The sequence below is a fragment of the Pseudomonas putida genome (assembly GCF_002741075.1).
In the GTDB taxonomy this organism is placed as follows: domain Bacteria; phylum Pseudomonadota; class Gammaproteobacteria; order Pseudomonadales; family Pseudomonadaceae; genus Aquipseudomonas; species Aquipseudomonas putida_T.
On the sequence record NZ_CP016634.1, the window covers coordinates 1,750,902 to 1,777,500 of the forward strand.

A 26,599-nucleotide genomic window follows, 5' to 3' on the forward strand; every position below is an offset into this window, starting at 1 on the left:
TTGGTCTAGACCAAGACTTGACCCTGCAAGGGTGTGTTCAACATGCAAAGTCAATTTTCGGTTCAATGGTCTTCGCTACGCCATTGCCGGGGGCTTACGCCAAACCAACGGCGAAAAGCACGAGAGAACGCACTCGCCTCGGAATACCCGAGCAGCCCTGCCAGATCAGACACCGGCCTTTTGGGCTGTCGCAGGTAGTGCACCGCCAGTTCCCGGCGGACCCTTTCGACCAACTGACTGAAGCTCAAGCCTGCCTCGCGCAGGTGGCGCTGCAACCCGGCCGAACTGAGCTCCAACGCCTGCGCGATCCTCTCCAGGCACGGCTCTCCGCCGCTCAGGGCAAGGCGCACCTGGGCGTCCGCCTCATCCAACAGATTGCGTCGCTGATCGTGCGCCCCCAGACGTTGGAGTACGTCCTGAACCAGAAACAGCAAATTGGCATCGCGCTCCGGCATCCGCTGATCTTTGAGGTCGGCCTTGGGGACGAGCATCGAGTTGCACCCACGATCAAAATAGACAGGCGCGCCGAACGCCTGCTGATGCACCCGCCAATCCTGTGGCCGAGCGTGCTCGAAGCTGACCGCGACCGGCGCCCAGTCTTTGCCCAGCACGTGACGTATCAGATTAAGCGCCATGCCCATGGTCAGTTCGGCGTCCTGTCGGCGCTCCAGAATGGCGCTGTGCCGTACTTGATAATCGAAGCGATAGCTCTCGCCGCAGTCGACCAGCCGTATCAAAGTGTCGTGCTGATGGTAAGGAAACGCCGCCGCGAAATTGCGCAGGGCCTCCTCCAACGTGTTGGAAAACAACCCGACATAACCGAGCAATCCCAAGGCTTGGGGCTGAAACTGGAGGCCGTAGTGCAAACCGAAGTTATCGCAGTGGGCCTGGCGTGCGGCCTCCTCCAGCACCTGGCAGTAATTGGTGAGCGGCAGGCTCAGCGTTGGTTGGCGCAGGCTTTCGGGGTTGACGCCGGCGCGTCCCAGTATGAGGTCGATGTCACCTCCAACACCTGTGACGAATCCCTCCAGCCCACTGGCAGCAGCCGACAGGACGCCGAGGTTGCCCGCGACTGGCGAGACGGTGCAGCAGTGCAGTGGAGAACTCATGGTCTATTCCAGTTGAGGTCGTCGTCTGAGTAATGCAAACACCATGCCCTGCCTTCTTCCTTCGAAAGACCCTTTGCAGCCAGAAGGCGGCAGCCGAACTGGGGTAATGGGTAACATCGCGTAACAATCAGCCGCGCGATCGCAAAGGCCCGCCCCGTTCGGTTGACTGACCCGCCCATTAATGCTCAGATGCGCCCCAGTTTCAGGTGTCCCCTGCCGCCGCGCCGGGGATTAAACGGGAAGCCGGTGCGTCGCCTTGGGCGATCAGTCCGGTGCTGCCCCCGCAACGGTAAGCGAGCGATGCATTCGACACGCCACTGTGCCACCGGCATGGGAAGGTGAATGCTTCAAGCCCCTCGCAAGCCCGGAGACCGGCCTGTCACCTCCTTTGGCAACACCCGCGGTGGGCGGGCGCGGGCCGGTCTTGGGGCAGCAGCCTGCCCGCGATGCCCTTGCGCGCCTTCACCTGTCGGGCTTCATTCACCCCGGTACGGTTGGTCTGCATGTCATCCCCTACCTTACGTCTGGAAAGCTTGCACTGGGCCCCCTCGCCCGGCGGTCAGCGGCTGCTCGACGGTATCGACCTGCACGTCCACGCGGGTGAGTTCGTCGGCCTGATCGGCCCCAACGGCAGCGGCAAGACCAGCCTGTTGCGCTGCGCCTATCGCTTTACCCGGCCCGATGGGGGGCGCGTTCTGCTGGAGAACGAAGACATCTGGCAGCGCTCCCCTCGCTGGGTTGCCCAGCGCGTGGCAGTGATGCTGCAGGAGTTCCCCGAGGATTTCGGCTTGAGTGTGCGCGATGTGGTCGCGATGGGTCGAACCCCGCACCAGGGTTGGTTCGACAGCCATGACGACCAGGCGTTGATCGACGCCTGTCTGCAGCGACTGGGCCTGCACGCTCGAGCCGACCAAGGCTTCGCACCGCTTTCGGGAGGCGAGAAACAGCGGGTGTTGCTGGCCCGGGCGTTGGTACAGCAACCGCGCTTGTTGATCCTCGATGAGCCGACCAATCACCTCGACCCGCGTTACCAACTGGCCTTGCTCGAACACTTGCGTGCCACTGGTCTAGGCCTGTTGGCGAGTTTTCATGATCTGAACCTGGCCGCGGCCTTCTGTGACCGCCTCTATGTCATCGATGCCGGGCGCATCGTCGCCCAAGGCACGCCGGAGCAAGTGCTGACCGAGCAACGCCTGGCGCAGGTCTTTGGTGTTCGCGCCCTGGTCGATCGCCACCCATTGGCGCCCCACCCACGTATTACCTGGATCAGCCCCGCATGAAGCGACGCCTGACTTACCTTGCCCTGCTCGCCGCCCTGCCCTTTGCAGCCTGGGCCGACAGCTACCCCGTCACCGTGCGCAGTTGCGAGCGTGACGTCACCTTCAACCAGGCGCCGCAGCGGGCGGTGAGTCACGACATCAACCTCACCGGAATGCTGCTGGCCCTGGGGCTGCGCGATCGGATGATCGGCTACAGCGGTGTCAGTGGCTGGAAAACCCTCGACCCGTCCCTACGTGACGCCTTGGCAGGCCTTCCTGAACTTGCGCCACGCTACCCATCGCCGGAAAACCTTCTCGACGCCCAGGCCGATTTCCTGTACGCCGGTTGGGGCTACGGCATGAACGTGGGCGGACCGCTCACACCGCAGACCATGGCACTGCTGGGTATCCCGGTGTATGAGCTGAGCGAATCCTGCTCCTGGATCATGCCCCAGCGCCGCGCAAGCCTGGAGGACCTGTATCGGGACCTGAAAAATCTGGGACGGATCTTCGATGTTCAACCCCGCGCCGGCGAGCTCGTCGGGCAGCTTAGGCAGCGCATCGCGCGGGTACACGAGCAGTTGGCCCAGGTACAGCACAAACCCCGTGTCTTTCTCTACGACAGTGGCGAGGACCGTCCAACCACCTCCGGCCGGCTCGGCATGCCTCAGGCACTGCTCGAAGCAGCCGGTGCCGACAACGTGATGGCCGATGTGAACGCCAGTTGGACCGAAGTCAATTGGGAGAGCGTGGTGGAGCGCGACCCAGAGGTGATTGTCATCGTCGACTATGGCCCGACGAGCTGGGCGCAAAAACGCGACTTTCTGCTCAATCACCCCGCCTTGAGCGAGGTAAAGGCCATTCGCGAGCGCCGCTTCGTGGTGCTGTCGTACCTGCAGGTCACCCCCTCGGTGGACAACGCAGGCGCCATCGAGCAACTGGCCTCGGCCCTGCATCCGCAGCTGTTCGCCGAGGCAGCGCATTGATGCCGGTGCGCAGCCCCGGGGGGTATCGCCTGCTGATGTCGCTGCTGGTGGCCGGCGTATTGTTCTCTTGCCTGTTGTCCTTGGGTTTTGGTGCGGCCAACGTGCCGCTGGCCAAAGTGTGGGGCATCCTGATGCATCAATTGGGCGCTACTGAAATGGGCGACTGGAGCCGGGGACAGGCGCAGATCGTCTGGCAGATCCGCGCCCCACGGGTCCTGTTGGGAGGCTTGGTGGGGGCCGGCCTGGCCTTGGTTGGAGGTGCCCTGCAGGCCGTCACCCGTAACCCGCTGGCCGATCCGCACCTGCTGGGCGTCAGTTCCGGCGCAGTGCTGGGGGCGGTGGTGGTGGTGCTGTTCCTCGGCACTTTCGCCGGCCCCTTCAGTCTGCCCCTGGCGGCCTTCGTCGGTGCCTTGGGCAGCATGTTGCTGGTCCTGGCGGTGGCCAGCCGGCGTGGTCGGCTGGACAGCGACAGGCTGCTGCTGGCCGGAGTGGCGGTGTCGTTCGTGATCATGGCGCTGGCCAATTTGCTGCTGTATACCGGCGATCCCCACGCGGCGAGCTCGGTAATGTTCTGGATGCTGGGTGGCCTGGGCCTGGCACAGTGGCCTCTGCTCTGGCTACCGGCGCTGTGCGTGTTGGCGGGGTTCGCGCTGCTGATGAGCCTGGCACGGGCGTTGAACGGCTTGATGAGCGGTGAGCAGACGGCCGTGAGCCTTGGCTTCGACCCGCGACGAGTGCGGGCGCAGGTGTTCGTTGGTTGCGCCCTGTTGACCGGTGTGCTGGTGTCGCTTTCAGGTGCCATAGGTTTTGTCGGACTGATGCTGCCTCACGTCGCCCGCCGACTGGTCGGGGCCGAGCACCGCCGACTGTTGCCTGCCTGCGCCCTGCTGGGCGCGTTGTTCGTGGTGTGGGTGGATATCGGCGCCCGCACGCTCATCGCGCCTCAGGATCTGCCCATCGGCATTGCCACGGCGGCCATTGGCGGGCTGTTCTTCATCGTGTTGTTGCGCCGCAAAGCCTGAGCCTAGTGATGCCGGCGGGCTTGGAGCTGACGCTTGAGTACACGCAGCGGCGGCGCGTAGAAGAACCCGAACGACACACTCCCCTTGCGCCCAACGATTGCATGGTGCAGCCGATGCGCCCGGTACAGGCGCTTGAGGTAGCGGTTCACCGGTTTGGGCGCGCGGGGCCAGTGGCGGTGAAAGAAACCATCATGGGCCAGCACATACAGCACGCCATACCCCGCCACGCCACCGCCGATCCATTGCACAGGCGCGTAGCCCGCCTTGCCCAACGCCACCAGCCCCGCCGCAATCAGCGCCAGGGCCACCAGGTAGACGTCGTTGGTTTCCAGCATGCCCAGGTGCGGCTCATGGTGCGAACGGTGCAGCCACCAGCCCCAGCCATGCATGATGTACTTGTGAGCCAGCGTGCCGACGCCTTCCATGGCCACCAGGGTGCCGAACAGGATGGCGAGATTGAACAACATGTAACGGTCCGAGATAGCAACGAAGGCCGCAAGGGTACCATTGCAGCTCGACCATTCGGAGGGCTTTTCCATGAAAGGATGACGGGCCGCCCCCTGCCCCTTGCACCTTATCGTGAGGCTTTTAGACTGGATGCTTTGGCCAAGGACCGCCCGATGCCCATACGCCCTGCTCTTCCCCGCGACCTGCCGCTGCTCCCTGATGTGGAGCGTTCGGCCGCACAGGCATTCACCCAGCTTCCCGGCCTCTCCTGGCTGGCGTCCGGCGACGTGCTTGACCTCACAGCCCATCAGGCCTTTCTGGCACAGGGTGACAGTTGGATCGCCGTGGATGATGGCGACCGACCGATCGGCTTTCTCTGCGCGCAGACGGCAGGGAGCGAATTGCACATCCATGAGCTCTCGGTGCACGAGCGCGCCCAGGGCAAAGGGATGGGTCGGCGCCTTTTGCGCGAGGCGATCGATACTGCGCGCAGCCGTGGTCTGCAAGCAGTCACGCTGACCACCTTCATCGACGTGCCATGGAATGCGCCGTTCTATGCCCGCCTCGGTTTCACGATCCTGACACCAGAGCAGTTGGATGAACGCCTGCGAGGCATCTTGCGCGATGAGCGGGCGCATGGCTTGTCTGGGCGTTGCGCCATGCGGCTAGCAATTGGCTAGCGCACTGCTCGCCAGGCTGTAGCGGTCCCGCCCCTGACGCTTGGCCTCGTACAGGGCAGCATCGGCGGCAGCCGTCAGGCTTTCCGGCGTGATGTCTTCCGGTCCTGGATGGCCCACTGCGATTCCGGCACTGGCAGAAACCTGCCCTAACGGACTGCCGGCATGCTCGATCGCCAGCCGGCGCAGCAGCATCAATACCTCCTGCACGATTGTCACCGCGCCCTGGGCATCAGTGTTGGGCAGCAACAGCGTGAACTCTTCGCCGCCGTAGCGTACCGCCAGGTCGCCCGGACGCTTCAGCGCATGGCCAAGCAGTTCGCCGAAGCGCCGCAGGCATTGGTCGCCTGCCGGGTGGCCGTAACGGTCGTTGTAGGCCTTGAAGTAGTCCAGGTCGATCATCACCAAGGCCAGGGGATAACCCTGACGCCGCGCCCGGCGTATCTCCGCTTCGAATACCCCGTCCAACCGGCGACGGTTGCCAAGGCCGGTCAGGCTGTCAGTCAAGGCCAAGGATTTGAGCGTCTGATGCGCCTGGTGCAAGGCGCGTTCGATGGCGATGCGCTCGCGCAACTGGCGCAGCACCACCCAACCAAAGGCCGCCAGCCCCGACAACAAAAGCAGCAATACCGCGATCGACTTGAGCATGTCGTGGCGCCAAGGCGCGATGATCGATTCGCGCGACAGGCCAGCTTCAACCACCAATGGGTAATGGGCCAAGGCCCGGTAGGCGTACAGGCGCGGCGTCCCGTCGACCACCGCGACGGCCTCCACCACTCCCTGATCGGCGTAAGGCAAGTGATTGCGAAAGATATCGCTGTCGGCCAGGCTGCGGCCCACGACCTGCTCGACGAAGGGCCGGCGCACGAGAATGGTGCCGTCGCGTTTGGCCAGCACCAGCGCGCCGCGCTCGTCGATCTTGAAGTCGCCGTAGTAGCGCACGAACCAATCCACCTTGATCGACCCCAGCAGCACGCCGGCGAAGCTACCGTCGGGATTGTTCAGCCGCCGCGTGATGGGAATGATCAAGTCGCCCGTAGAGCGGCTGCGCACCACCGAACCGACGCGCACGTCTCGGTCGGCATGGGTGCGGTGATAGATGAAGTAATCGCGATCGGCATTGTTCGCCCGCGGCGTGATCATCGATTGATCGGTGACGATCCAGCGGCCATCGGCGCCATAGACGAACAAGCCATGCAGCTGCGGCATGATCGCTTTCTGTTGCTTGAGCAAAGCGTGCAGTCGAGGTCGGTCCAGGTGCGCGAAGCCGTCGCCCTCGATGCGCTCGGCCAATGCGGAGGTGATCGCATCGACCTGACGAATGGCGTCTTCGGCATGCTGGGCGGTGCCTCTGGCCAGGTTGGTCACCGCATCTTCGGCATTGACGAAGGCATGCCGGTAGTCGCGCCAGATCCGCCAGCCTTCGATCAGCACGAAGGCCAGCATCACCACCGCCATGAAGCTCAGTACCAGGCGGAACAAGGCCACGGCGCGGCCCTCGCCGGCTACGGAAAACACCCCGTCCTCGTCCTGCCTCCTGCTTGCAGCCATTACAGTCCCTTGTGTCCAGCACTCATCGCCCTTGACTATAGATCAGTGACGCGGCGGCGCAGACAACTCGATCCAGGCCGGCGCATGGTCGCTGGCCTTGGGTTCGTTACGTACCCAGGCATTCACACCGGCGGCTTTGAGCCGTGGTGAAAGTTCGGGGCTAAGCAACAGGTGATCGATGCGCAGGCCCGCGTTGCGGGGCCAATGATTGCGAAAGTAGTCCCAGAACGTGTAGACCTGCGCATCAGGATGCAATTGGCGGATCGCATCGCTCCAGCCTTGCTCCAACAGGCGCTGGTAGCACGCCCGGGACTCCGGCTGGAGCAACGCGTCCTTGCGCCAGGAGCGCGTGTTGTAGATGTCCCGGTCGGTGGGCACCACGTTGAAGTCCCCTGCCAGCACCGTCGGGTGACCGCTGTCGAGTAAGGTCCCGGCATGGGCGATCAGGCATTCGAACCAGCGCAGCTTGTAGTCGAACTTGGGGCCCGGCTGAGGGTTGCCATTGGGCAGGTACAGGCACGCTATCAAGACGCCATGCACTGCTGCCTCCAGGTAGCGGCTCTGGCTGTCGCCGTCCATGCCCGGCAAGCTCCGGCGCACTTCGAGCGGCTCACTGCCGCGGGCCAGGATGGCCACACCGTTCCACGACGCTTGCCCGTGGTACAGGCAGCCATAGCCCGCCGCTTCCAATGCCTCGCGCGGAAAGTCCTTGTCGGCAGCCTTGAGTTCCTGGAGGCAGGCGACATCGGGCTGCTCGCGTTCCAGCCAGGTCAGCAGACCCGGCAGTCGACTACGGATGCCATTGATGTTGAACGTGGCTATTTTCAGCGTCTTCATGCGTCAGGGTCGTCCACATGGGCCTGCACGGCTTCTTCGAGGGCGCGCACATGAGCCTGGTCGGCCAGGGCCTTGAGCGCCAGCCAGTCGTCCCAATCGATCGCACCGTCGTCACGCAGCGCTTCGGCAGTACGGATCAGTTCATGATGATAGGCGTCCGGCGATTCGCGGCGATAGCTCGCGTCATCGTACTGGGCGTACCACGCCTCAAGCTCGGGAATGCTGCGTTCGATGCTCATGGGTGGCTCCTCGATGCGACCTTTGAATCTCTGAGCTTTGTGCCGCGCCAATGTTCAAACCAATGGCCGTTCGCCTTGGCAGCGCGCAAAAAATCAAGAAGATAGATCGATAACCGCTAGGGGCCGCATTGCGGCCCTTTGCGCTCATGCTTTCTTTTCGTCATCCCTGGGCGGCTTGGCCGGTCCTTGGGGATCGACTTGTGGGTCTTCGAGATCAGGTGAGTCCGGATCAAAGCCCAGATCGTTCGGGTGAGTGGCGTGTTCGGAAGAATGCGGTCCTTGGTCGGGTTTGCGCGGATCAGATTGGCTCATGGCAAGTCTCCAGACGAGTGTCTATGGAAGAACCCGCCGCCGCGCATAAGTTTGATTCATCTACCCGCTCTGGTGTCCAGCGGCGTCACAGACTGCCAGCGCCGCCGTCCGGGCATCGAGCATGCCTTGCAAGCGCTCCAACTGGCGTGCCTGTTCGCCGCACAGCTCGCGTTTGTGCTCCAGTTGCGTTGTCTGGTTCTCCAGTTGTCGGCGCATTTCGTCGCTCGCGCCTTGGGCCTGGGCCAGGATCGAGCGCAGCCCCTGAACCTGGGCATCACGTTGCTCCAGTTGTGCCTCCAGCGCCGTGCGTTGCTCCACCGCCTGCCGATGCTCCCCGATCAAGCGCTCGTTGTCCCGGTGAAGGCGCGTGGCCTCCTCCTGGCGCACCAGCATGGCCTGCTGCAATTGGCGCAGCTCCACCTGCAGTTGCTGCACCTGTGCGTCCTTGTCGGCCAGGCGCAACTGCACCTCGCCCAGCGCTTGGTTGAGGCTGGCGCTGCGCAATTGCTCGGCCTGCAGGGTGCTTTGGGTGGTCAGCAGTTTTTCGGATTCGGCCTGCAACGCGCTCGCCTGAATCTGCAACTGATGGTGCGCTGCCGCCAGCGCCTGTTGCGCCAATTGCACCTGCGCCTGCAGTTGCTCGCGCTGCGCCTCGAAGTCGGCTTCGGCATCACGGATGCGTGCCTGGGCTTCCTCGTTCAACTGCTCGGCCAGTTGCTCCACCAGGCCGCTCAGTTGATTGCTCAGGCTTGCCGTATCCAAAGGCACTGGGGGGCGCTCCTCCAGTTCCTTGAGATAGCGATGGATCGTGGTTTTGGAGCCGGTATTGCCGAGCTCGATACGCACGGCATCGATACTGGGATGCTCACCCCGAGCCAGCAACGCCTGCCGCGCCTGCTGTACCACCACCTTATTGATACCGACCCGGGCCATCGCTGCTCCTACGATTCGTACTGTGGTACATACCACGTAATTTGTACGAATTTTGCCGTTATCCACAGCGACAATCAACCTGCCTTTCGGCGGCGAGACACGCATGCCTGCGCCCGTTACCGAAATCGCCCTTCCTGTGCCGGCTCGATAACGCCTCCCACGGACAGGGGCTGGTACAAACAAACCTGATTACGCTGACGCTTGGCCTCATACATCGCCTGGTCAGCGGCTTTGACCAGCGAATCGAGATCTTGCGCATGCTGCGGATACAGCGCGATGCCGATGCTGGGGGTGACGAAGTCGATTACCTGTTCATCGAGCTGCACAGGCTCGCCCAAGACCTGCAGCAACCGCTGCGCCAGCCGCTCGGCATCCTGCTCGTCGGTCCCCGGCAGGATCAGCGTGAACTCATCCCCGCCCAGCCGATACGCGCGATCAGGCTTGCGCACCGCATCACGCAAGCGATTGGCCATGTTCACCAATAAACTGTCGCCCACGTCATGGCCAAATCGGTCATTGACCTGCTTGAAGCGATCCAGGTCGATGAACAGCAATGCCACCGAACCTTTGGCATCGGCCAGGCTGCGCGTGAGGTGCTCGTAGAACGCTTTGCGGTTGCCCAGGCGCGTCAGGGCGTCGAGGTAGGCCAGGTCGTACAACTGGTTCTGGTATTCGACGTGGTCGCTGACGTCATGCAGGATGCCGCGATAGCCCAGCACCTGCGCCTGGTGGTCCAGGATGACCGACAGGTGCGTTTCGTAATGGCCCACGCTGCCGTCGGCACGCTTTATGCGGCCTGCGAACGCCGGTGCATCACCCTGCTCGCAAGTCTCGAACAGCGTGCGCAGTCGCGCTTCGTCGCATGCCTGCAGCCATTCACTGGCGTTGCGCCCGGTGATGCTCTGCGGTGCCAGCCCCAGCAGCCGGCAGAACGCGGGGTTCGCAGATTGCAGGCGCCCATGGGTGTCGAGTTCGAAGTAGCCCTCTTGCATGGCCCGCAGGATGGCGCGGTCGCGGGCTTCGCTTTGTTCGAGGCGATCGAGCATGCGGTTGGCCGCTAGCGCGAGCATCCCCAGTTCATCCTGGCCGCGATCGCTCAAGCGCTGTCCGGCTGTGTCCGGGCCGATGTGCAAAAACTGTTGGTGCATGCGCGAGATCCTGCGCAGTACGAACCACTCCAGCCCCAGGTAGATCAGCAACCAGGCTATTATCGCGAGCAGTGCCGACACGCCGAAGAACAGATTGATCTGCGCCTTGCCTTCTTTGTACAGGTAACGATCACGAGTCAGCTCCAGCACGGGCCGACGTTCGCCGGTGCCATTGTTAAACAGCAAAAAGATGCGCTGGCGGGTGTCATCGAGCACCTGGCGCGGACTGATGGCGATCTGTTGCGCGCCGTCCACCGGTTGGTAAGGCAACAAACGGAGCGCGCCGTTGAGCTGGCGCTGCAAATCGGCGATGCGGGTGCCATTGAGAAAGTGCCCGGCATACAACACGCCTGCGTCCTTCGATCGGGCAGGATCGACCGCTACGCCGACGAGTATCATCGGCACTCCCTGCACGGCCAGCAGTTGCCCAGGCCCGGACAGGACCTCACCGGCTTGCCCCAGGCGCTCGACCCTGTGCAGCACTTCATCGCGCAATGCCTGCTGGCTCGGGTGTAGCGCTGTATCCAGATAGACCAATGACGCCATCTCTACCGGTAGCCACTGCGCGGCGCTGACCCGGCCTTGCGCATCGAGGCGTACCAGAAAGTCGACGTTCATCCGGCTCAAGGTTGCCTCCAGCACCGGCAGAATTGCGCCGGTCGCCGACTCAGGCGCCAGGGCCTGCACAAAGCTCTGCAACCGATCGCGGTCACGCTCGAACTGGTTGTTGAGCAATGCGCGTATCTGCGTGGCCTGGGCGATCAATCGTTGCTCATCTTCCTGGTCCAGCCGGCCCAGCAGCAGGCCATGGGCCAAGAGGTAGATCAGTACCAGCGCCACCACCAAAGGCGGCGCCAGCAGCCAAAGCAATCGCCTGCGTAGTGACATAAAAGCCTCCTGCTCGGCGGGTCAGCGGGGATTACCGATAAACCAACGGTAATAAGGGTTATCACCGTCTTCCCGGACGACCGCGCGCACCTCCCTGGCCCAGCCCTGTCGGTCACCCCGGTAGGCCAGCAGGCTGACGTCATAGAAGCGCCTCAGCCGCGTCCACTGATCATTGACCTGCGCCAACAGCGAAGGCGGTGCATTGAGCAAAGGGGGATCCCGCCGCAACGCCAGTAACGTAGGCAGTACCCGGGTGATCTCCTTGGCCCGTACCCAGGGGGCATACTCGATACGCGGTTGGTCGTCGGTCACGGGGCGTGCGCCGCCGGCATAGGTTTCCAGGCCCTGGCGGTCGGTGATCCAGGTCGCGAGCAGGGCCGCCGGAGAGTCAATCCCGACGTCGCCCAGGGCGCCGGCCACCTGCGGCTGAGCGAACCGCGCCTGGATACGCGATGCGTCGAGTTCCAGAGGTTGCAACGAACCGATCAGCAGCATCTCGTGGAACTCGGTGGTCCACAGCGATGCATGAGGAAAAACATCGATGAAGCTACGCACCAGGGAACGGCTGTCTTCGTCGTTCTGAGTCGGCAGTGGCAGCCATTGGGCGACGAGCCCGTTTTCGGCCAGACGACTGGCGGCCAGCTGGTAGAAATCCCGCGAATACAGGTTCACCACGCCCGCCGCCGACGGCGGTGGCGGCTCCAGGGTGATCATGTCGTAGTGACTGTTGCTACGCAGTAACTCGCGGCGGCCATCGCGCAAGCGGATATCCAGGCGCGGGTCGTTGATGGCGTCGAAGGTGCCACTGAAGTGAGGCGCAGCCTTGAGCACCTCCGGCAGCAACTCGGCCACCACGGGGTGTTGCAGGTCGCGGTAGCGCAACATCGCACCGGCGGTAATGCCGGTGCCAAAGCCAATGACCAATGCCGAACGTGGCTCGCCCCGGTGGATCAGCAGCGGCAGCAAGGCCTGCAGACGCATGTAGCGCAGCGATGGCATGGCGTCCCCAGTGTTGGACACACCCTGGATGTACAGCCGGCTGAACTGCCGTTGGCCCGTGCCTTGACGCACCACCGCCACGGTTCCACCTCGCCCTTCCTGATAGAACGCCAGTTGGCCAATGCGGTTCGCAGGCATCAGGTGCGCCAGGTGTTGGGGTGACGTGAGTATCCCGCAGGCCAGCGTGGCCAGCCCCATCACGCCGACGCCCACGCGCATCCTGCGGCTCACCTGCATGCCCCGCCACACTGCCACCCCACCCACCAAGGCCGCGAGCATCGCCAGCGCGGCCAGGCTTCGTACCAGGCCCAGCGCCGGCACCAGCACGAACCCTGTCAGCATCACGCCGAGGATGCCGCCCAGCGTATTGAGCGCGACCACCAGGCCCACATCGCGCCCCACGTGATCGCTATCGACCGTCAAACGCAGGGCCAGGGGAAACGCCGCTCCCAACAAGGTGGTCGGCAGGAACACCACGCACAGCCCTGCGACCGCGAAGCGTGCAGACATGCCCGCAAGCTCGCTGCCGCCAAGGTTGCGTACCCCGTGTTCGGCCAGGCTCTGCGCGCCGATCAACCATTGCCCGAGGCCCGCGATCTGAAGGATCGCGAGCAATCCGGCGGTGGCGATCAGCAGACCGAACACCCCCCACGGGTCACGAATCCGATCGGCATGCCGGGCATACAGCGCGCTACCGATCACCAGTCCACACAGATACGTGGCCAGCACCACGGCAAAAGCGAAAGCGCGCGTACTCATGAACTGCACGATCGATTGAGTCCAGACCACTTCATAGCCGAGCGCCACACCTCCCGCGATGCAGTACAAGGCGATGGCCAAGCGTGCCGGGCCACTACGGGCGCGGCTGGCCGTTGGCGAACGCGGCGCCGGTGTGACGCTCGAACGTGCCACCCGCAGCGCGACGATGGCTGCCAAGACATTGAGCAGCGCCGCGACACAGGCACTGGCCAGCACGCCCAGGCCAGGCAACAGGAGGAATGCTGCGCCGAGGGTTCCCGCGATGGCCCCTGCGGTATTGGCTGCATACAGCCCGCCGCCGGCAAGCCCCATCTGGTCGGTGTCGGGGGCCAAGGCCCTGACCAGCACCGGCAATGTGCCGCCCATGAAAAAGGCCGGCAGGCCCACGAGAACAAAAGGCAGCATCCAGGCCCATGCCCCAACGCTGGCCTCCAAGCGGGCAAACACACCAGCGGCCTGCCCCAGGCAAAGCGTCGCGCCAAGGCCGAGCGCCGCGACCAGCAGCTCCAGCCCGGCATAGAGCACCACCGGGCGGTGCAAGCGGTCAGCCCAGCGCCCGAAGGCCAGGCCGCCGAACGCCAGCCCGGCAAAGAACGCACTGATGGCCGTGGTGATGGCGTACACCTCGACCCCGACCACCAAAGACAACTGCTTGACCCACAGCACTTGGTACACCAGCGCCGCGCCGCCGGACAGGAACATCAGCAAAGCCGGTATCCACAGCTGAAGACGCGCCTGGGTGCGTGCCTGCGTGGCAGCCGGGCGAGGCGTGTGCGAGCGAGACGAACGGACGGCTGAGGGCATTGGAAAGCCTTATAGTGCGAAGGAGGCCTGCGCCGATGCGTCGCCGCAGGCCGAAAGACGGATGCAGGCTATGCCTGCATCCGGTCCCGATTGACGCCTATTTGGCGCCCTTGCTCATCTTGGCCTCGATCTGCTTGTCCACATCGGCCCGAATCTGGTCGATGCTGAAGCTGGCCGGGCGCTGGCTTGGCGGATAGTCGATGAAGGTCTGCAAGAAGGCGGCTGCCTTCTGAGTCCCTTGGAACAGCAGGTAGTCGTTCTTGGTCAGCCAGTCGTAATACTGGTCCGAGACCACGTCGGCCCGCTCGTAAGGGTCCATGCGCAAGTTGAACAATTTCGGTGCGCGCAAGCAGGTGAATGGCTCGCTCCACACAGCGAAGCCACCCGGCGCACGCTGTTCGCAGAACACGATCTTCCAGTCACCGAAGCGCATCGATACCAGTTCGCCATCGTCGTTGAAGTAGTAGAACTCGGTACGCGCGCTCTTGTCGGCCTTGCCGGTCAGGAAGTCGAGCTGGTTAAAGCCGTCCAGGTGCACCTTGAAGTTCTTGCCACCGACGTCGGCGCCTTTGAGCAAGCGGTCCTTGATGGTGGTGTCACCCGCTGCGGCCAGCAAGGTCGGGAACCAGTCCAGGCCGGAGAACATTTCGGTGGTCACTTCGCCCGGCTTGATCTTGCCCGGCCAGCGCACCATGGCCGGAACCCGGTAGGCGCCCTCCCAGTTGGAGTTCTTCTCGTTGCGAAATGGTGTGGTCGCCGCATCCGGCCAGGACCACTGGTTCGGCCCGTTGTCGGTAGTGTAGACGACGATGGTGTTGTCGGTCAGCTTGAGGTCGTCCAACGCCTTGAGCAGTTTGCCGACATCACCGTCATGTTCGAGCATGCCATCGGCATACTCGTTGCCCACCATGCCGCTCTGCCCTTTCATCGCCTCGCGCACGTGGGTGAAGGCGTGCATGCGTGTGGTGTTCATCCAGACGAAGAACGGCTTGTCGGCCTTGGCCTGCTTGTCGATGAAGTTGATGGCGGCCTGGGTGGTGTCGTCGTCGATGGTTTCCATGCGCTTGCTGTTCAGCGCACCGGTATCCTCGATCTTGCCGTCGGCGGTGGAGTGGATCACCCCACGAGGCGTGGTGGACTTGACGAAAGGATCGTTGGGGTCTTTCGGCCAGTAGGGGCGCTCAGGCTCCTCTTCGGCGTTGAGGTGATAGAGGTTGCCGAAGAATTCGTCGAAACCATGGTTGGTCGGCAGGTATTCGTCGCGGTCGCCCAGGTGGTTCTTGCCGAACTGCCCGGTGGCATAGCCCAAGGCTTTGAGCGCCTGGGCGATGGTCACGTCGCGATCCTGCAGGCCCACCTTGACCCCGGGCATGCCGACCTTGGACAGGCCCGTGCGCAAGGCCGTCTGGCCGGTGATGAAGGTCGACCGCCCCGCCGTACAACTATTCTCGGCGTAATAGTCGGTGAACATCATGCCTTCCTTGGCAATGCGGTCGATGTTCGGCGTCTTGTAGCCGACCACACCTTGCGCGTATGCGCTGATGTTGGTCTGTCCGATGTCATCGCCGAAAATCACCAGGATGTTCGGTTTTTCCGCTGCCGAGGCCATGGAGCATCCCACTATCGCGGTCGCCGTCAGGGCGAGACGCGATAACCACCGTCCTGTGCGCTTCATTGGTGCTTCTCCGTTCTGGTTGCTTGTCGTGTTCCACGACTACCTGAGCATCGAGACGCCGACGGCCTGACAGGTTTTCTCGTTGCTTGCTGTGGTGATGTGTATTGGCTTATGGGTGTGTTTCCTGATCGAAGGGATATATCCGATTCCATTCCTTGGCCATGTCCACGACCAGCCACTGCTTGTGTCTGGCCTCATCGAGGGCCTTGTCCAGCCGGCCCACCCCGCTTTGCCGGTCGTAGGCCCATTCCCGGCCCGCGTCGGTGTGGTGCACCAGGCCCGCCAGCCGACGGCCAGGCCCGGCCATGGTCCACTGCAGCATCTGCAGGTCGCCGTCGGAGTTGCCGAAGGCGAGGATCGGCCGACGGCCGATATAGGCCTCGATGCTCTCGGGTTTGCCTGGGCCATCGTCATTGTGGGTCAGCTGCGCGAGGCGCTGGATGCTCAGCTCGCCATCCAGGTCCTGGAAGCGGCTGGCGAAGGTGGTGCCGATGACCTGCTCGGGTGGAATGCCATACACCTCCTCAGCGAAGGTGCGCATGAACGCCACTTCGCCGCCGGAAACGATGTACGTCTTGAAGCCATTGGCGCGCAGGTAGGCGAGCAACTCCAGCATGGGCTGGAAGACCATCTCGGTGTAGGGTTTGTGGGTACGAGGATGAACGTTGCTGGCGAGCCAACGCCGAGCGTTCTGCGCGAAGGTGTCTGTGCTGATGCCGGTGTGGGTGGCCGTGACGATCTGCATCAAGCCTTTCATGCCACTGGCTGCCAAAGTCTTCTGGTCGCCTTCCAACACGGCCTTGAACGGCTGCTGGTTCTTCCACTGTGGGTGCTGCGGTGCCAGGCGCTTGACCTCGGCCATGGCGAACAGCACCTGGAAGTAAAGCGGCTGCTCGCTCCAGAGGGTTCCGTCGTTGTCAAACACCGCGATGCGTTGTGCCGGCGCTACGTAGTCCTTGTTTTGCTCGTCGCTCACCGCCTCGACAAAACCAATGATCGCCTCGCGCGATGGGCCGTCGTTCCAGGAAGGCAACGGATCCGCGGCGCGTGCCAGTACCGGCAGCAACAGGGCCAGGGTGAGCAACCAGTGCATCGAACGCGAGGGTGACTTCAGATGCATATGACTTCCTTGGTGAATGCAGGGCCTGGCACATCTCAGGGGTTCAGTGGCTTCAGGGCATGTCGATCAGGCGAGGTGCGATGCGGCGGCTCGACGGCGCGGCGCAGCGCAGGCAACACCTGGGCAAACTCGGCGCTAGCGCGTGGGTCCGACGCGCCGCTGCCGTAACGTGATCTGAAGAAAGCTAGCAAACATTTGGAAACAGCAAGGGGTAATGGACGGGAAGCCGTTCTCATTTCACGACATCCCGTCGCACGGCGGTGCCAGACATACAAGGCGCCGAGCTGGGGTGGATCCAGGGACAACTGCCCGGCGACCTGGCGCCAGGCGTAGTCGGCCGAGGCCAGACGAGCCTGCTCGCGCTGCTGCGACCACTTGCGCCAGCGGCTGCGCAGTGCCACTGCCCAGCCACGTCCGAGGTAGCCCAGCCCTGCAACCAGGGCAAGTGCTGAGAGTGCCAGCAGCCAGTGGCCAGCGACGTGTATCTGAGCCTTTTGCCCCAAAGCGCGCAGGTCATCGCTGATCGAAAACGGCGCCTGATAAGCGGCGTCGGCCGTCGCCTCCAGCGTCAGGGCGGGCACCGTGGCAGTCCGTGCTTGTGCGGTGGCGGCATCCCACCAGTGCAGTTCGATGGCCGGCAACTGGAAGCGACCAGCCTGTGTCACCACATAGGTCACGGCGTCCTCCCGCTGCCCGCCACTGACCCCGCCTCGCCCATCGCTCAGTGGCTTGACCACTGGCGTTTGGGGGTAACGCTTGAGCCCGTCGACCTGGGCGAACGCCGGCGGTGGGATCAACATCGCTTGGGCCGCCAGGGCCTGTACATGCAAGTGCCGGGTGACGCTGTCACCCACCCGCAAGGGGGTGTGCGAGGGCTCCAGCGTCTGGCTGAACTGGACCTGGCTTGCCACCAGGCGGTGTTGCTGGGCGTTGCCGGCAGGCTGACGTGCGACGAAGTGCAACGCCTGGCTATGTACAGTGAGCGGCCCACTGCCCTGTCCTGGCTGCACTTCAATGGCCAAGGGCGGGATGTCATACCCCCGCGCCTGCTCGGGGATTATCTGGTAGTTAAGACGCAGGCCGAAGAATGCTTTGCCATCGATCTGCTCGTTCAAATGCGTGGCTTCACCACTGGGGGCGGAAACCACTGCCCCGTCCAACGTCATCGTCGGCAAGCGAGGCGCTGCGTTGAACCAGGTATCGACCAGCAAGTCGATCTGCAGGACCACCGTGCCGCCCACCAGCACCTTTTCCGATGGGAGCAACTGGCTGCGAATCTTGACCTGCGGCTCAGCGGCTTGAACCAGCAGGGGCACCAGCATGACCAGTAACAGGTACTTCATGGTGTGGCCTCCCTGGCAGCATCCTGCAGGAGGAACTTGCGCCTGAGAAATTGGGCGGGCGAGGTAGTGAGGTTGTTCAACCATACTTGATCGGCGCTGGCCTGCCCGGCGCTGCGCTGGATCGTCTTGCCCTTGCCGGAGGGGTTGTCGAAGTCGACCTTGTCCGCCTTTTCGTCCGGTGGCCCGGCTTGCTGTTGCTCGTCACGGTCCTTCAGCAGAGCCTGGGCCAGGGCAAGGTTGGCGCTGGCCTCGGGAAACGTCGCCTGACGTTTCAGCGCCTGCTGGTAGGCGGCAATCGCTTGGTCGAACCGGGACAGGCGCACATAGGTATTGCCCAGATAGAAATACGCAGGCGCTGTGTCCAACCGGGCGAACTGCGCCAGCGCGACATCGAACTGCGCTGCGCGGTAGGCCGCCAGGCCTTTCCAGTAGGGATCGCTGAAATGGCGTGCTGCGTCTGGGTAGTGGCCGTGCTCGAAGGCCCAACGCCCCTGCTGGTCGGGTGTGAAGAAGGCGTCGGCCAGAGGGCCGGCCTGCGCCGTTTGTCCGGCCGAACCGAGCACCAGCGCCAACAGCCACCCGCCCAGCCAATGAACCCGCCAACCGCGGCGCACACTCAGCAACGCCAGTATCAGCAGCGGCCAGCACAGCCAGTAGCCGGCGTCTTTCCAATGCGGCGGCTGCCCCGCTTCTTGCACGGCCTGGAAATGCCGCTGGGCATGCAACTCGACCCAATCCAGATCCTCATCGCTCAAGGTCAGGCTACCCAACGGCGCATCCGCCGCCTTGGCCAGGCCTTCGAGGCCTTCGCGGTCGAACGACGCACGCTGGGTCTGGCCGCGCGCGTCGGCCAATGGCCGGCCCTGGGCATCCTGCACCACACCCCCGTCCTGGCTGCCCACCGCGAGTACCAATACCTGCAGATCGCTGCCTTGCAACGCTTTGCCAATGGCGTGGAACTGAGTCGCATCGGCACCATCGGTCACCAACACCAGTGTTCCGGGGACTTGCTCGGCGGCCAGCAAACGCTTGGCCAGCACGATCGCCCCCAAGGCATCCTTGCCCGGGCGCTCGATCAAGCCACTGGACAATGCCTGGAGGAAGCTGTCGAGCAATGCCGCATCATTGGTCGGTGGCAGCACCAGGTGGGCGCTGCCGGCATAGGCGATCAACGCCACGCGACTGCCGGCACGGCGCTGGATCAGATCGTGCAAGGTGTGCCGGGCCGCCGCCAGACGCGACGGCGGCACATCGTTCGCAGCCATCGAAGGCGACAGGTCCACGGCCAGGATGAGCGGCGCGCGGTTGTCCAGAAATGCCGGCGTGTCCTGCTCCCAAGTCGGCCCGGCGGCCGCCACCGCGCCGAGCACCAGCATCGCCCCGAGCAGATGGACCGGGTGCAGACGATGACGCTCCTGCGGTGTGATCACCAAGTGCTCAACCAGATGCGCTGCGATGATGCCGTCAAGCTGCCGGGTAAGGTCATGGCGTCGCGCCCACAGCACAGGCAGCGCCACCCCTGGGATGATCACTAGCAGCCACAGCGGGCGCAAAAAATGGAAGGCCGCCAGGTCGATGTTCATATCAGCCTTGCGCCTCTGCATCGGATCGGTGAGCGGTGTCGCGCACGCCCGCCAATGCCGATACACCATGTGCGAGCAGCAGGAGCAGCAGCGCAGCCCCCAGCGGCAGCCAGAACAGATCACGCTTGGGTTGATGACTCAAGGTCTTGACCCGATGCGCAGTGATGCGATCGAGCGTGGCGTATACCTGTCGCAAGGCATCGCTGTCGTCGGCGCGGAAGAACTGCCCACCGGTCACCCGGGCAATGTCCTGCAGGGCCTGCAGGTCGACCTTGGCCTCACCGCTGGCGCCGGGATCGCCGATGCCGATGGTGTGCACCACGATACCCCGATCGTGGGCCATGGCTGCGGCGTGGCCCGGGGTGATTGCGCTACTGGTGTCATTGCCGTCGGTCAGCAGGATCAGCATTTTTTCCTGCTCCGTGGCGCCGTCGAACAACTTGATGGAAAGGCCGATGGCATCGCCCAAGGCAGTATTGGGACCGGCCATGCCGATGCCTACTTCGTCGAGCAGAATACCCAGGCTGGCGTGATCGAGAGTCAGCGGGGCCTGGGGGTAGGCACCGGTGCCGAATACGATCAGCCCGATGCGATCGTCCTTGCGGCGCTGGATAAAATCTCGCACCACGTCCTTCACCGCGTGAAGACGGTCGACCCGCTGCCCCGCTGGGGTGCTGTAGTCGGTGGTTGCCATGGACTGAGAGATGTCGATCGCGAGCATCAGATCGCGCACTGGCTGCTCCCGCACGATGGGCTTTTCCACCCAGACGGGTCGGGTACAGGCCAGCAACACCAGGGCCCAGACCAGCCAGGCCAGGAGCAATTGCCAGCGCCCGCTACCTGCGGTGACGCGCCCGGGTTCCTGGCCCACGGCACGGCTCATGGCGGCGAAGAACGGCACCCGCATCGCGCTGCGCGACTCACGGTAGGCCGGCAGGTAGCGATAGGCCAGCCAGGGCGCCGGCAGCAACAGCAACAACCAGGGGTATTCAAGCTGCCACATGGTGCACCTCGATCCACTGACGGCATGTCTTGAGCAACGCCCGAACCTCTTCGTCAGCCAAGGCCTGCAAGCGATCGGCCGGCGCATAGGCCAGCAGTGCCAGGTGCTGGGCGAAGGTCGCAGGCAGCGGTGTGGCGCAGTGCCGTTGCAAAAATGCCTGCCATTGGGCGTCGCGCAAACTGGCAGCGCAGGCCCCATCAGGCATCGACAACGCAACCCGTTTGAGCAGTTCAGGGACCTCGCGCAGGGCCGCCAGGCGCTGCGCCGGGTCTTCCAGGGCCAGAGCCAAGGCCGCCAGGCGGGCCAGCGCTTCACGCCGGTAGCGATTGCGCCGCCACCGCAGGTAGCGCCAGATGGCCGAGGCGCCGAGCAACAGCATCATCCCCCCCAGCAGGGCCAACCAACCCCAGGTCTGGGGCCAATAGCTGGTGGGCACAGCCGGCAGCGCAAGCTCGCGCAACTGGTCGATGCTGGGGCTGGGCGCGCGGTTCATCGGGGCATCACCGATAACCGGCCCAGCTCCGCCCTGAGTTGCACCAGGCTGTCGCGACCGGTGCTGAACATCATCAAGGGGACTTGGCTGCGCCGCAGCAAGGTGGCTACCGCCTTGAGCCTTGCGCTGAGGAACTCACCCAAAGGCCGATGAACCTGGCGACGAGCGATTTCCAGCTCTACCTGCAACTCCCCCTGGGTCACCATCACCCTGCCCTGTTCAGGCAGTTGCAAGGCAATGGGGTCGAACACCTGCAAGGCCAACACGTCGTTATGGGCACGCAGCTGGCGCAGCAGCTGCAAGGTGTGGTCAGTCACGCCGGAAAAATCGCTGATGATCACGATCAGGTGATCATGCCCGGCAATGCCCAGGCACTGACGCAACACGCGATCGAGCTGCTCCGGCTGCTCATCATCGACGTGGCTGGCATGAAGTGCCTGGTTGTGACGAACCACGGCCGAACACAGCGCCTCGACACGGGCTCGACTGCGCAAGGGGCGAACCGTTTCGATCTGCTGGTCGTTGAACACCAACCCGCCCACTCGGTCCCCGGCATGAAACGCCATCCACGCGCCGATCGCCCCCAATTGCGCGGCCGTGACGGATTTGAAGCACTGCCGCGAGCCGAAATACATGCTCATGCGCTGGTCGACCAGCAGCAGTGTCGGACGGTCGCGCTCTTCGGTGTAACTGCGTACGAACGGCTTGCTGTAGCGCAGCGACGCCCGCCAATCGAGGTGGCGCAGGTCGTCTCCCGGGGTGTATTGACGCAGCTCGTCGAAGCTCAGCCCACGCCCGCGCAAGCGCGCGGCATGGCTGCCGGACAGCACGCTGGACAACGGCTGTCGCGAGAGAAAACTCAGGTCGCGCACACGATGCTCCAGCAGCATCAGCTGTTCGAGCGATACATACACCGAACCATCCGCGCTCACTGACCCTGACATGTCAGCCTCCTGTCACGCCGGGACCGCGACCTTGTCCAGCAAGCGGTCCAGCACCTGGTCAGCGCCGATCCCATCGGCCACGGCGTCATAGGAGAGCAGCAAGCGGTGACGCAGCACTGGGTGCAGCACTGTGCGCACATCATCCGGCGTCACGTAATCGTTGCCTTGCAGCCAGGCATGCGCCCGTGAGACCCGGTCCAGGCTGATGCCTCCCCGCGGGCTGGCCCCGACCTTGATCCAGCGCGCCAGGTCGCTGTCATAGTCGGCGGGATGGCGAGTGGCGTTGATCAGGTCCACCACATACCGGTCGATGGCCTCGGACACATGCACGCCACCGACCTCGCGGCGTGCGGCGAAGATCGCCTCCTGGGCCATCGGTGGCACTTCGCCCGGGGAGCCGCTGTGCGAGTCCTCACCACGCACCATGCGTAGCACCTGGGCTTCATCCTCTACCTTGGGGTAGTCGATCAGCAGCTTCATCAGGAAGCGATCCATCTGCGCCTCCGGCAATGGATAGGTGCCTTCCTGCTCGATAGGGTTCTGGGTCGCCAGCACCATGAACAGCCCGGACATCGAGTGGGTCTGGCCAGAGACGGTGATCTGGCGCTCCTCCATGGCCTCCAGCAAAGCCGCCTGCACCTTGGCCGGCGCCCGGTTGATCTCATCTGCCAGAATCACATTGCCAAACAGAGGCCCTGGCTGGAAGCGAAGCTGGTTGCCGCTGTCGGTCTGCTGGAGGATCTCGCCACCGGTGATATCGGAGGGCAGCAAGTCGGGCGTGAACTGGATACGGCTCATGCGTGCATCCAGGTGGGTCGCCAGGGCCTTCACCGTGCGTGTCTTGGCGAGCCCGGGCAGGCTTTCGAGCAACACGTGTCCGTTGGCCAGCAACGCCAGCATGATATGGCCGATGGTCTGCTCCTGGCCGAGCACCTGCTGGCCGACCCGAGCCTGCAGCTCGGCAATCTCATCACGCATGGTCACGGTCGCTCTCCTTGACGCCCTGGCAATCGCTCCGGTAAGTCGCTGGTAACTTTAGTCCACAGGCGATCGTTCGCCATTGAAAAGCCCGCCGATGCCTGTCGCGTACAACCTATGTTGTCTGCTTCACTGCCGGATAGGCGGCAACCGGGGATCATCCGGCACCACCTTGCGCATGCGTTCCACATACTGCTCAACCAGCTCCAGCTCTCCTGCTTTGGAGTGCAGGTAGATCAAGGCATAGAGCAGGTCGGCATTGTCTGGAGACGAGGCCAGCCCCTGATGCAACGCCTGCAAGGCCTCATCACGGCGATCCAACTGCGCCAACAAAAGCCCCTGGTTGTAAAAGACCCGCGCGTTGTCCGGCATTTCCTTGGCCGCCACGTCCAGCCATTTCACGCCTTCCTGGCCCTGGCCTTGCTCGACCAGCAGCAAGGCCAGCATGTAGGCGAGATTGCCATGATCACCCGCAGGTGTTCCCTCAAGTGCCAGGCCCTCGCGCAGTTGTCGCTGGGCGGCATCGAGCTGCCCTGTATTGGAGTAGAGCGTCACCAGGTTCACCCGGGCAGGCGTGAAATGGGCATCCAGGCGCAGGGCCTCTTGGTACTGGGCGATCGCTTCCTGCTCCCGGCCCTCGCGCTGCAGCAGCACGGCCAGGTTGAGCCGACCGCCCGGCAAATCGGCATTCTCGCGCAGACGCCGCTCGTAATCGGCCAACTGCGCCGTGAAGCCTTCGCGTCGCTCGGCAGGCAACGCGTCGAGCGGGACGTCGGCCAGCGCGCGCAGCGCCTCGTCACGCACGGCCAGCAGCGGGTCGTTCAGCAAGGGCAGCAACCGCCTGACCCGTGCTTGAGGGTCGAGACGAGCAAAACCTGCGGCGGCATAGGCCCGCACAGCCCCATCCTTGGCGTTGAGCGCCCACCCCAGCGCAGTGATGGCCGGTGGCCCGAGCTCGGCAAGCTGTTGGGCGGCGGTGGCACGAACAACGGAAGGTTTGCCGATGTCGGCAATCACGGCGGTCAGCAGGTTGAGCCGGTCACCTTGCCCGGCCCTGACGGCATGGAAGGCCTCACCGTAATGGGCCGGGCGCTTTGGCGCACCGAACCAGCCCTCGATGGCCGTCGCGGCCCATTGCGGCTGCTTGTCGGTGTGGCAGGCGGTACAGGCATCGGGGCTTGCCGTCTTTCGCGCAAGGTCCGGGCGCGGCACGCGGAAGCTGTGATCGCGACGCGGGTCCACGACCATGTAGGTCTTGCTGGGCATATGACAGTTGACGCATTGGGCGCCTGGGGAGCCTTGGGCATGGTGATGGTGCTCGGGGGTGTCGTAGTTGCGAGCCTGCAGGCTGGGAAAGCGGCTGCTGGGCGGATGGGGGCTGTGGCATTGCTGGCACAGCGTGTTGCCCTCAAGTTTCACCCGGGTGGTGTGAGGGTCGTGGCAGTCGGTGCAACTGACCCCGGCCGCGTACATCTTGCTTTGGGTGAAGGAGCCATAGACGTACACCTCGCCATCGATCTGGCCATCGGCGTGGTACAAGCCTTCACGCAAGGTCGCCGGTAGCGAAGCGTCGAGCTGTGGCTTGCCCGGTTGTTGTCCTGTGCCGAGCGACTGCCTGCGGCTATGACAGAACGCGCATTGCTCGATCAGGCCTTTGCTATCCAGGGCCTTGAAATCCACGCTCAGTTGCATGTCGCTTGCCGTCGCGTAGGGCTTGTCGGTGTTCGCCTGCTTTGCCCAGTCCACATGGGCCTGCCCTGGGCCGTGGCAGCCCTGGCAGCCCACGGTCTGCTCCTGCCAGGTGGTGGCGTAGCGGTCGTGCTGGTCATCGTAGTGTTTGAGCAGCCGCGTGGAGTGGCAATCGGCGCACATGCCGTTCCAGTTCTGGTAGCGCCCTGTCCAGTGCAGGGCGTCGTCCGGCGCAAAGCGCTGGCCGGGGTAGAGCGAGAACCAGCGCTGTCCACCGTCCTGTTTGCTGCGACTGTCCCAGGCGAGGGTCAAGGCCTGCAGCCGCCCGCCGGGAAACTCCACCAGATACTGCTGCAAAGGCCGATAGCCGAAGGTGTAGCGCACGCGAAAGTCCGCCGTCTTGCCGTCAGCGCCCTCAGTGTTGACGTAGTAATGCTCGCCCTTACGCAAGAAGCGAGCCTTGACCCCCGCCTCGTCGAAACTGCGGCCATCGAAAGCGCCGAGCACATTGCCCGGGGTGGCCTCGCGCATCGCCCAGGCGTGGTCGGAGTCCTTCCACTGTGCGGCCTGTGGGGCATGGCAACCCTTGCAACTGGACGCATCGGCATAGCCTTCCCGGTCCTTGGCCAGCCCTGGGGCGGTATCCGGGGCCTGGGCCCAGGCCACCATGGGGCCGATCACCAACAGGTACAGCGATAACAGCAGAAGGCGAAAATACACGGGGCGTCCTTACTCATGCGTGCGATGAGGTGTGTGAAGGCAATACGCGTTGCTGCTACTCATCCTGCCTCGGTGCCGCAGGTGCGACATGCCAGCGCTCCGGGGGGACAAACTTGGCCTGTTCTGGGTCCGCCAGGTAGTGTGGCGACATGATCTGTACGCCGTATTCGTTGAACACGTCCTGGATATTCGCGTGCAGCATGCTCAGCAGTTCGGCCCGGGGCCTGGGTTCGCTGGGGATTGCCTGGGCGACCAGGCGATACTCGGGATAGAAGTCGCTCAGCGCCGTCTGGAACACCTGCGGGCTGGGCTGCTCGACGATGCCCGGCGTGCGCCGCGCGGCCTCGATCAACATGGCGTGGACCTGACGCCAAGGCGTGTCGTAGCCGATGGTGACCACCGTATCGACCACATAGCCCTGGCCCTGGACGATGCGCGAGTAGTTCTTGGTCACCGCGCCGGTGATCATCGAGTTGGGCACGGTCAGCACCTCCCCAAGGCCTGTGCGAATGGTGGTCGTGAACATACCGACCTCCATCACCGTGCCCTCATGGTCGGCGACGCGCACGAACTCGCCGGCTCGCAGCGTGCGGGTGTACGTGAGGATCAGGCCTGCCATGCCTTGCCCGATCACACTGGTCGCGCCCAGCGAGATCATCAGCCCGAGCAGCACCGACAGCCCCTTGAACGCATCGGTATCGGACCCTGGCAAGTACGGATACGCCATGACCAGGGCAAACAGCCAGATTCCCAGCGAGGCCAGCCGCGTGGTGGGTTTGAGCGTCTCGGCGGTCAGCCAGCGCAAGGTGCCGGGGCGTGACATGCGCTCCAGTACCCGCTTGCTGAAACCACTGATGCCGCGGGCGATGAAGAAAATCGAGACCGCCACCGCGATGCCCGGGATCGCATCGAGTACCCCCCTGAGCAGGTGCTCGACCAGGTTCCACAGGTACACGTTGAGGCTTTCGCCCCAGGGACGGGTGTAGGGAAAGCGCGAGAGCACGAAGCTCATCCACTGATAGCTGAACAACAGCAACAACAGCCAGTACAGCAACCAAAGCAGGCGGTCCACCAGGTAATA

At 63.8% G+C, this 26,599-nt stretch carries 23 protein-coding genes and 1 riboswitch (1 of these 24 running past the window's edge); of the genes, 4 read left to right on the forward strand and 19 right to left on the reverse strand.

All coding sequences use genetic code 11. From position 1 onward, the window contains the following. Positions 1-62: 62 nt before the first annotated feature. Positions 63-1,109 (reverse strand): AraC-like transcriptional regulator QhpR, encoded by a 1,047-nt coding sequence (gene qhpR, locus IEC33019_RS08120; RefSeq protein ID WP_081337548.1) that lies wholly within the window; start codon positions 1,107-1,109, stop codon positions 63-65. 187 nt (positions 1,110-1,296) lie between these two features. Then, positions 1,297-1,503, forward strand: a riboswitch (cobalamin riboswitch). Positions 1,504-1,612: 109 nt separating this feature from the next. On the opposite strand from qhpR, the gene IEC33019_RS08125 reads away from it, so the two are divergent. Genes IEC33019_RS08125 through IEC33019_RS08135 form a run of 3 tightly spaced genes read left to right on the forward strand, consistent with a single transcriptional unit; the run spans position 1,613 to position 4,376 of the window. Beyond that, positions 1,613-2,389 carry an ABC transporter ATP-binding protein gene (locus IEC33019_RS08125; RefSeq protein WP_099593285.1) on the forward strand — a complete coding sequence of 259 codons (777 nt, stop codon included), beginning with the start codon at positions 1,613-1,615 and terminating at the stop codon, positions 2,387-2,389. Continuing rightward, positions 2,386-3,354 carry an ABC transporter substrate-binding protein gene (locus IEC33019_RS08130; RefSeq protein ID WP_099593287.1) on the forward strand — a complete coding sequence of 323 codons (969 nt, stop codon included), beginning with the start codon at positions 2,386-2,388 and terminating at the stop codon, positions 3,352-3,354. Before IEC33019_RS08125 ends, IEC33019_RS08130 begins: the two co-directional genes overlap by 4 nt. Continuing rightward, positions 3,354-4,376 (forward strand): FecCD family ABC transporter permease, encoded by a 1,023-nt coding sequence (locus tag IEC33019_RS08135; protein ID WP_099593289.1) that lies wholly within the window; start codon positions 3,354-3,356, stop codon positions 4,374-4,376. Before IEC33019_RS08130 ends, IEC33019_RS08135 begins: the two co-directional genes overlap by 1 nt. 2 nt (positions 4,377-4,378) lie before the next feature. Here IEC33019_RS08135 and IEC33019_RS08140 read toward each other — a convergent pair whose 3' ends face one another. Next, positions 4,379-4,843, reverse strand: coding sequence for a sterol desaturase family protein (locus tag IEC33019_RS08140; RefSeq protein ID WP_099594146.1), 465 nt, complete (start codon positions 4,841-4,843; stop codon positions 4,379-4,381). A 153-nt stretch (positions 4,844-4,996) separates the two neighbouring features. On the opposite strand from IEC33019_RS08140, the gene IEC33019_RS08145 reads away from it, so the two are divergent. Next, the gene (locus tag IEC33019_RS08145) at positions 4,997-5,503 is read left to right on the forward strand and encodes a GNAT family N-acetyltransferase (protein ID WP_099593291.1); all 507 of its coding nucleotides are present in this window, start codon (positions 4,997-4,999) and stop codon (positions 5,501-5,503) included. Here IEC33019_RS08145 and IEC33019_RS08150 read toward each other — a convergent pair. The 17 genes from IEC33019_RS08150 to IEC33019_RS08225 all read right to left on the reverse strand — a co-directional run. Continuing rightward, entirely contained in the window at positions 5,489-7,051 is a 1,563-nt protein-coding gene (locus tag IEC33019_RS08150; protein WP_099593294.1) for a sensor domain-containing diguanylate cyclase, read from the reverse strand. The two genes, IEC33019_RS08145 and IEC33019_RS08150, sit on opposite strands and share 15 nt — an antisense overlap. A gap of 42 nt (positions 7,052-7,093) precedes the next feature. Then, positions 7,094-7,888 carry an exodeoxyribonuclease III gene (gene xth / locus IEC33019_RS08155; protein WP_099593296.1) on the reverse strand — a complete coding sequence of 265 codons (795 nt, stop codon included), beginning with the start codon at positions 7,886-7,888 and terminating at the stop codon, positions 7,094-7,096. Then, positions 7,885-8,127 (reverse strand): hypothetical protein, encoded by a 243-nt coding sequence (locus IEC33019_RS08160; RefSeq protein WP_099593299.1) that lies wholly within the window; start codon positions 8,125-8,127, stop codon positions 7,885-7,887. The genes xth and IEC33019_RS08160 overlap by 4 nt, the downstream gene beginning before the upstream one ends. 144 nt (positions 8,128-8,271) lie before the next feature. Beyond that, on the reverse strand, positions 8,272-8,439 hold the full coding sequence (locus tag IEC33019_RS27530; RefSeq protein ID WP_172959806.1) for a DUF6021 family protein: 168 nt from the start codon (positions 8,437-8,439) through the stop codon (positions 8,272-8,274). Positions 8,440-8,499: 60 nt separating this feature from the next. After that, positions 8,500-9,372: a DNA-binding protein gene (locus tag IEC33019_RS08165; RefSeq protein ID WP_099593301.1), complete on the reverse strand. Its 873-nt coding sequence runs from the start codon at positions 9,370-9,372 to the stop codon at positions 8,500-8,502. A 116-nt stretch (positions 9,373-9,488) separates the two neighbouring features. Further along, complete coding sequence (locus tag IEC33019_RS08170; RefSeq protein ID WP_099593303.1) at positions 9,489-11,408, reverse strand: diguanylate cyclase domain-containing protein; 1,920 nt, start codon at positions 11,406-11,408, stop codon at positions 9,489-9,491. Positions 11,409-11,429: 21 nt separating this feature from the next. Next, entirely contained in the window at positions 11,430-13,970 is a 2,541-nt protein-coding gene (locus IEC33019_RS08175) for a fused MFS/spermidine synthase (protein ID WP_070092976.1), read from the reverse strand. 97 nt (positions 13,971-14,067) lie between these two features. Then, positions 14,068-15,645 (reverse strand): arylsulfatase, encoded by a 1,578-nt coding sequence (locus tag IEC33019_RS08180; RefSeq protein WP_070092975.1) that lies wholly within the window; start codon positions 15,643-15,645, stop codon positions 14,068-14,070. Positions 15,646-15,754: 109 nt separating this feature from the next. Beyond that, the gene (locus IEC33019_RS08185) at positions 15,755-16,765 is read right to left on the reverse strand and encodes an HAD family hydrolase (protein ID WP_070092974.1); all 1,011 of its coding nucleotides are present in this window, start codon (positions 16,763-16,765) and stop codon (positions 15,755-15,757) included. A 35-nt stretch (positions 16,766-16,800) separates the two neighbouring features. Continuing rightward, complete coding sequence (locus IEC33019_RS08190) at positions 16,801-18,108, reverse strand: BatD family protein (RefSeq protein WP_070092973.1); 1,308 nt, start codon at positions 18,106-18,108, stop codon at positions 16,801-16,803. Continuing rightward, positions 18,105-19,691: a VWA domain-containing protein gene (locus IEC33019_RS08195; protein ID WP_070092972.1), complete on the reverse strand. Its 1,587-nt coding sequence runs from the start codon at positions 19,689-19,691 to the stop codon at positions 18,105-18,107. The genes IEC33019_RS08190 and IEC33019_RS08195 overlap by 4 nt, the downstream gene beginning before the upstream one ends. A 1-nt stretch (position 19,692) precedes the next feature. Next, positions 19,693-20,694 (reverse strand): vWA domain-containing protein, encoded by a 1,002-nt coding sequence (locus tag IEC33019_RS08200; RefSeq protein ID WP_070092971.1) that lies wholly within the window; start codon positions 20,692-20,694, stop codon positions 19,693-19,695. After that, entirely contained in the window at positions 20,681-21,187 is a 507-nt protein-coding gene (locus IEC33019_RS08205) for a DUF4381 domain-containing protein (protein WP_070092970.1), read from the reverse strand. The genes IEC33019_RS08200 and IEC33019_RS08205 overlap by 14 nt, the downstream gene beginning before the upstream one ends. Continuing rightward, the gene (locus IEC33019_RS08210) at positions 21,184-22,131 is read right to left on the reverse strand and encodes a DUF58 domain-containing protein (protein WP_070092969.1); all 948 of its coding nucleotides are present in this window, start codon (positions 22,129-22,131) and stop codon (positions 21,184-21,186) included. Before IEC33019_RS08210 ends, IEC33019_RS08205 begins: the two co-directional genes overlap by 4 nt. Before the next feature lie 12 nt (positions 22,132-22,143). Beyond that, on the reverse strand, positions 22,144-23,115 hold the full coding sequence (locus IEC33019_RS08215) for an AAA family ATPase (protein ID WP_070092968.1): 972 nt from the start codon (positions 23,113-23,115) through the stop codon (positions 22,144-22,146). Between the two features lie 123 nt (positions 23,116-23,238). Then, positions 23,239-25,467 carry a tetratricopeptide repeat protein gene (locus tag IEC33019_RS08220; protein ID WP_070092985.1) on the reverse strand — a complete coding sequence of 743 codons (2,229 nt, stop codon included), beginning with the start codon at positions 25,465-25,467 and terminating at the stop codon, positions 23,239-23,241. A 106-nt stretch (positions 25,468-25,573) separates the two neighbouring features. Further along, positions 25,574-26,599, reverse strand: the 3' portion of a protein-coding gene (locus tag IEC33019_RS08225; RefSeq protein WP_244509768.1) for a mechanosensitive ion channel family protein. 546 nt of this gene lie beyond the right edge of the window; only the last 1,026 of its 1,572 coding nucleotides appear in the window; the start codon falls outside the window, past its right edge — the gene reads right to left on this strand; its stop codon occupies positions 25,574-25,576.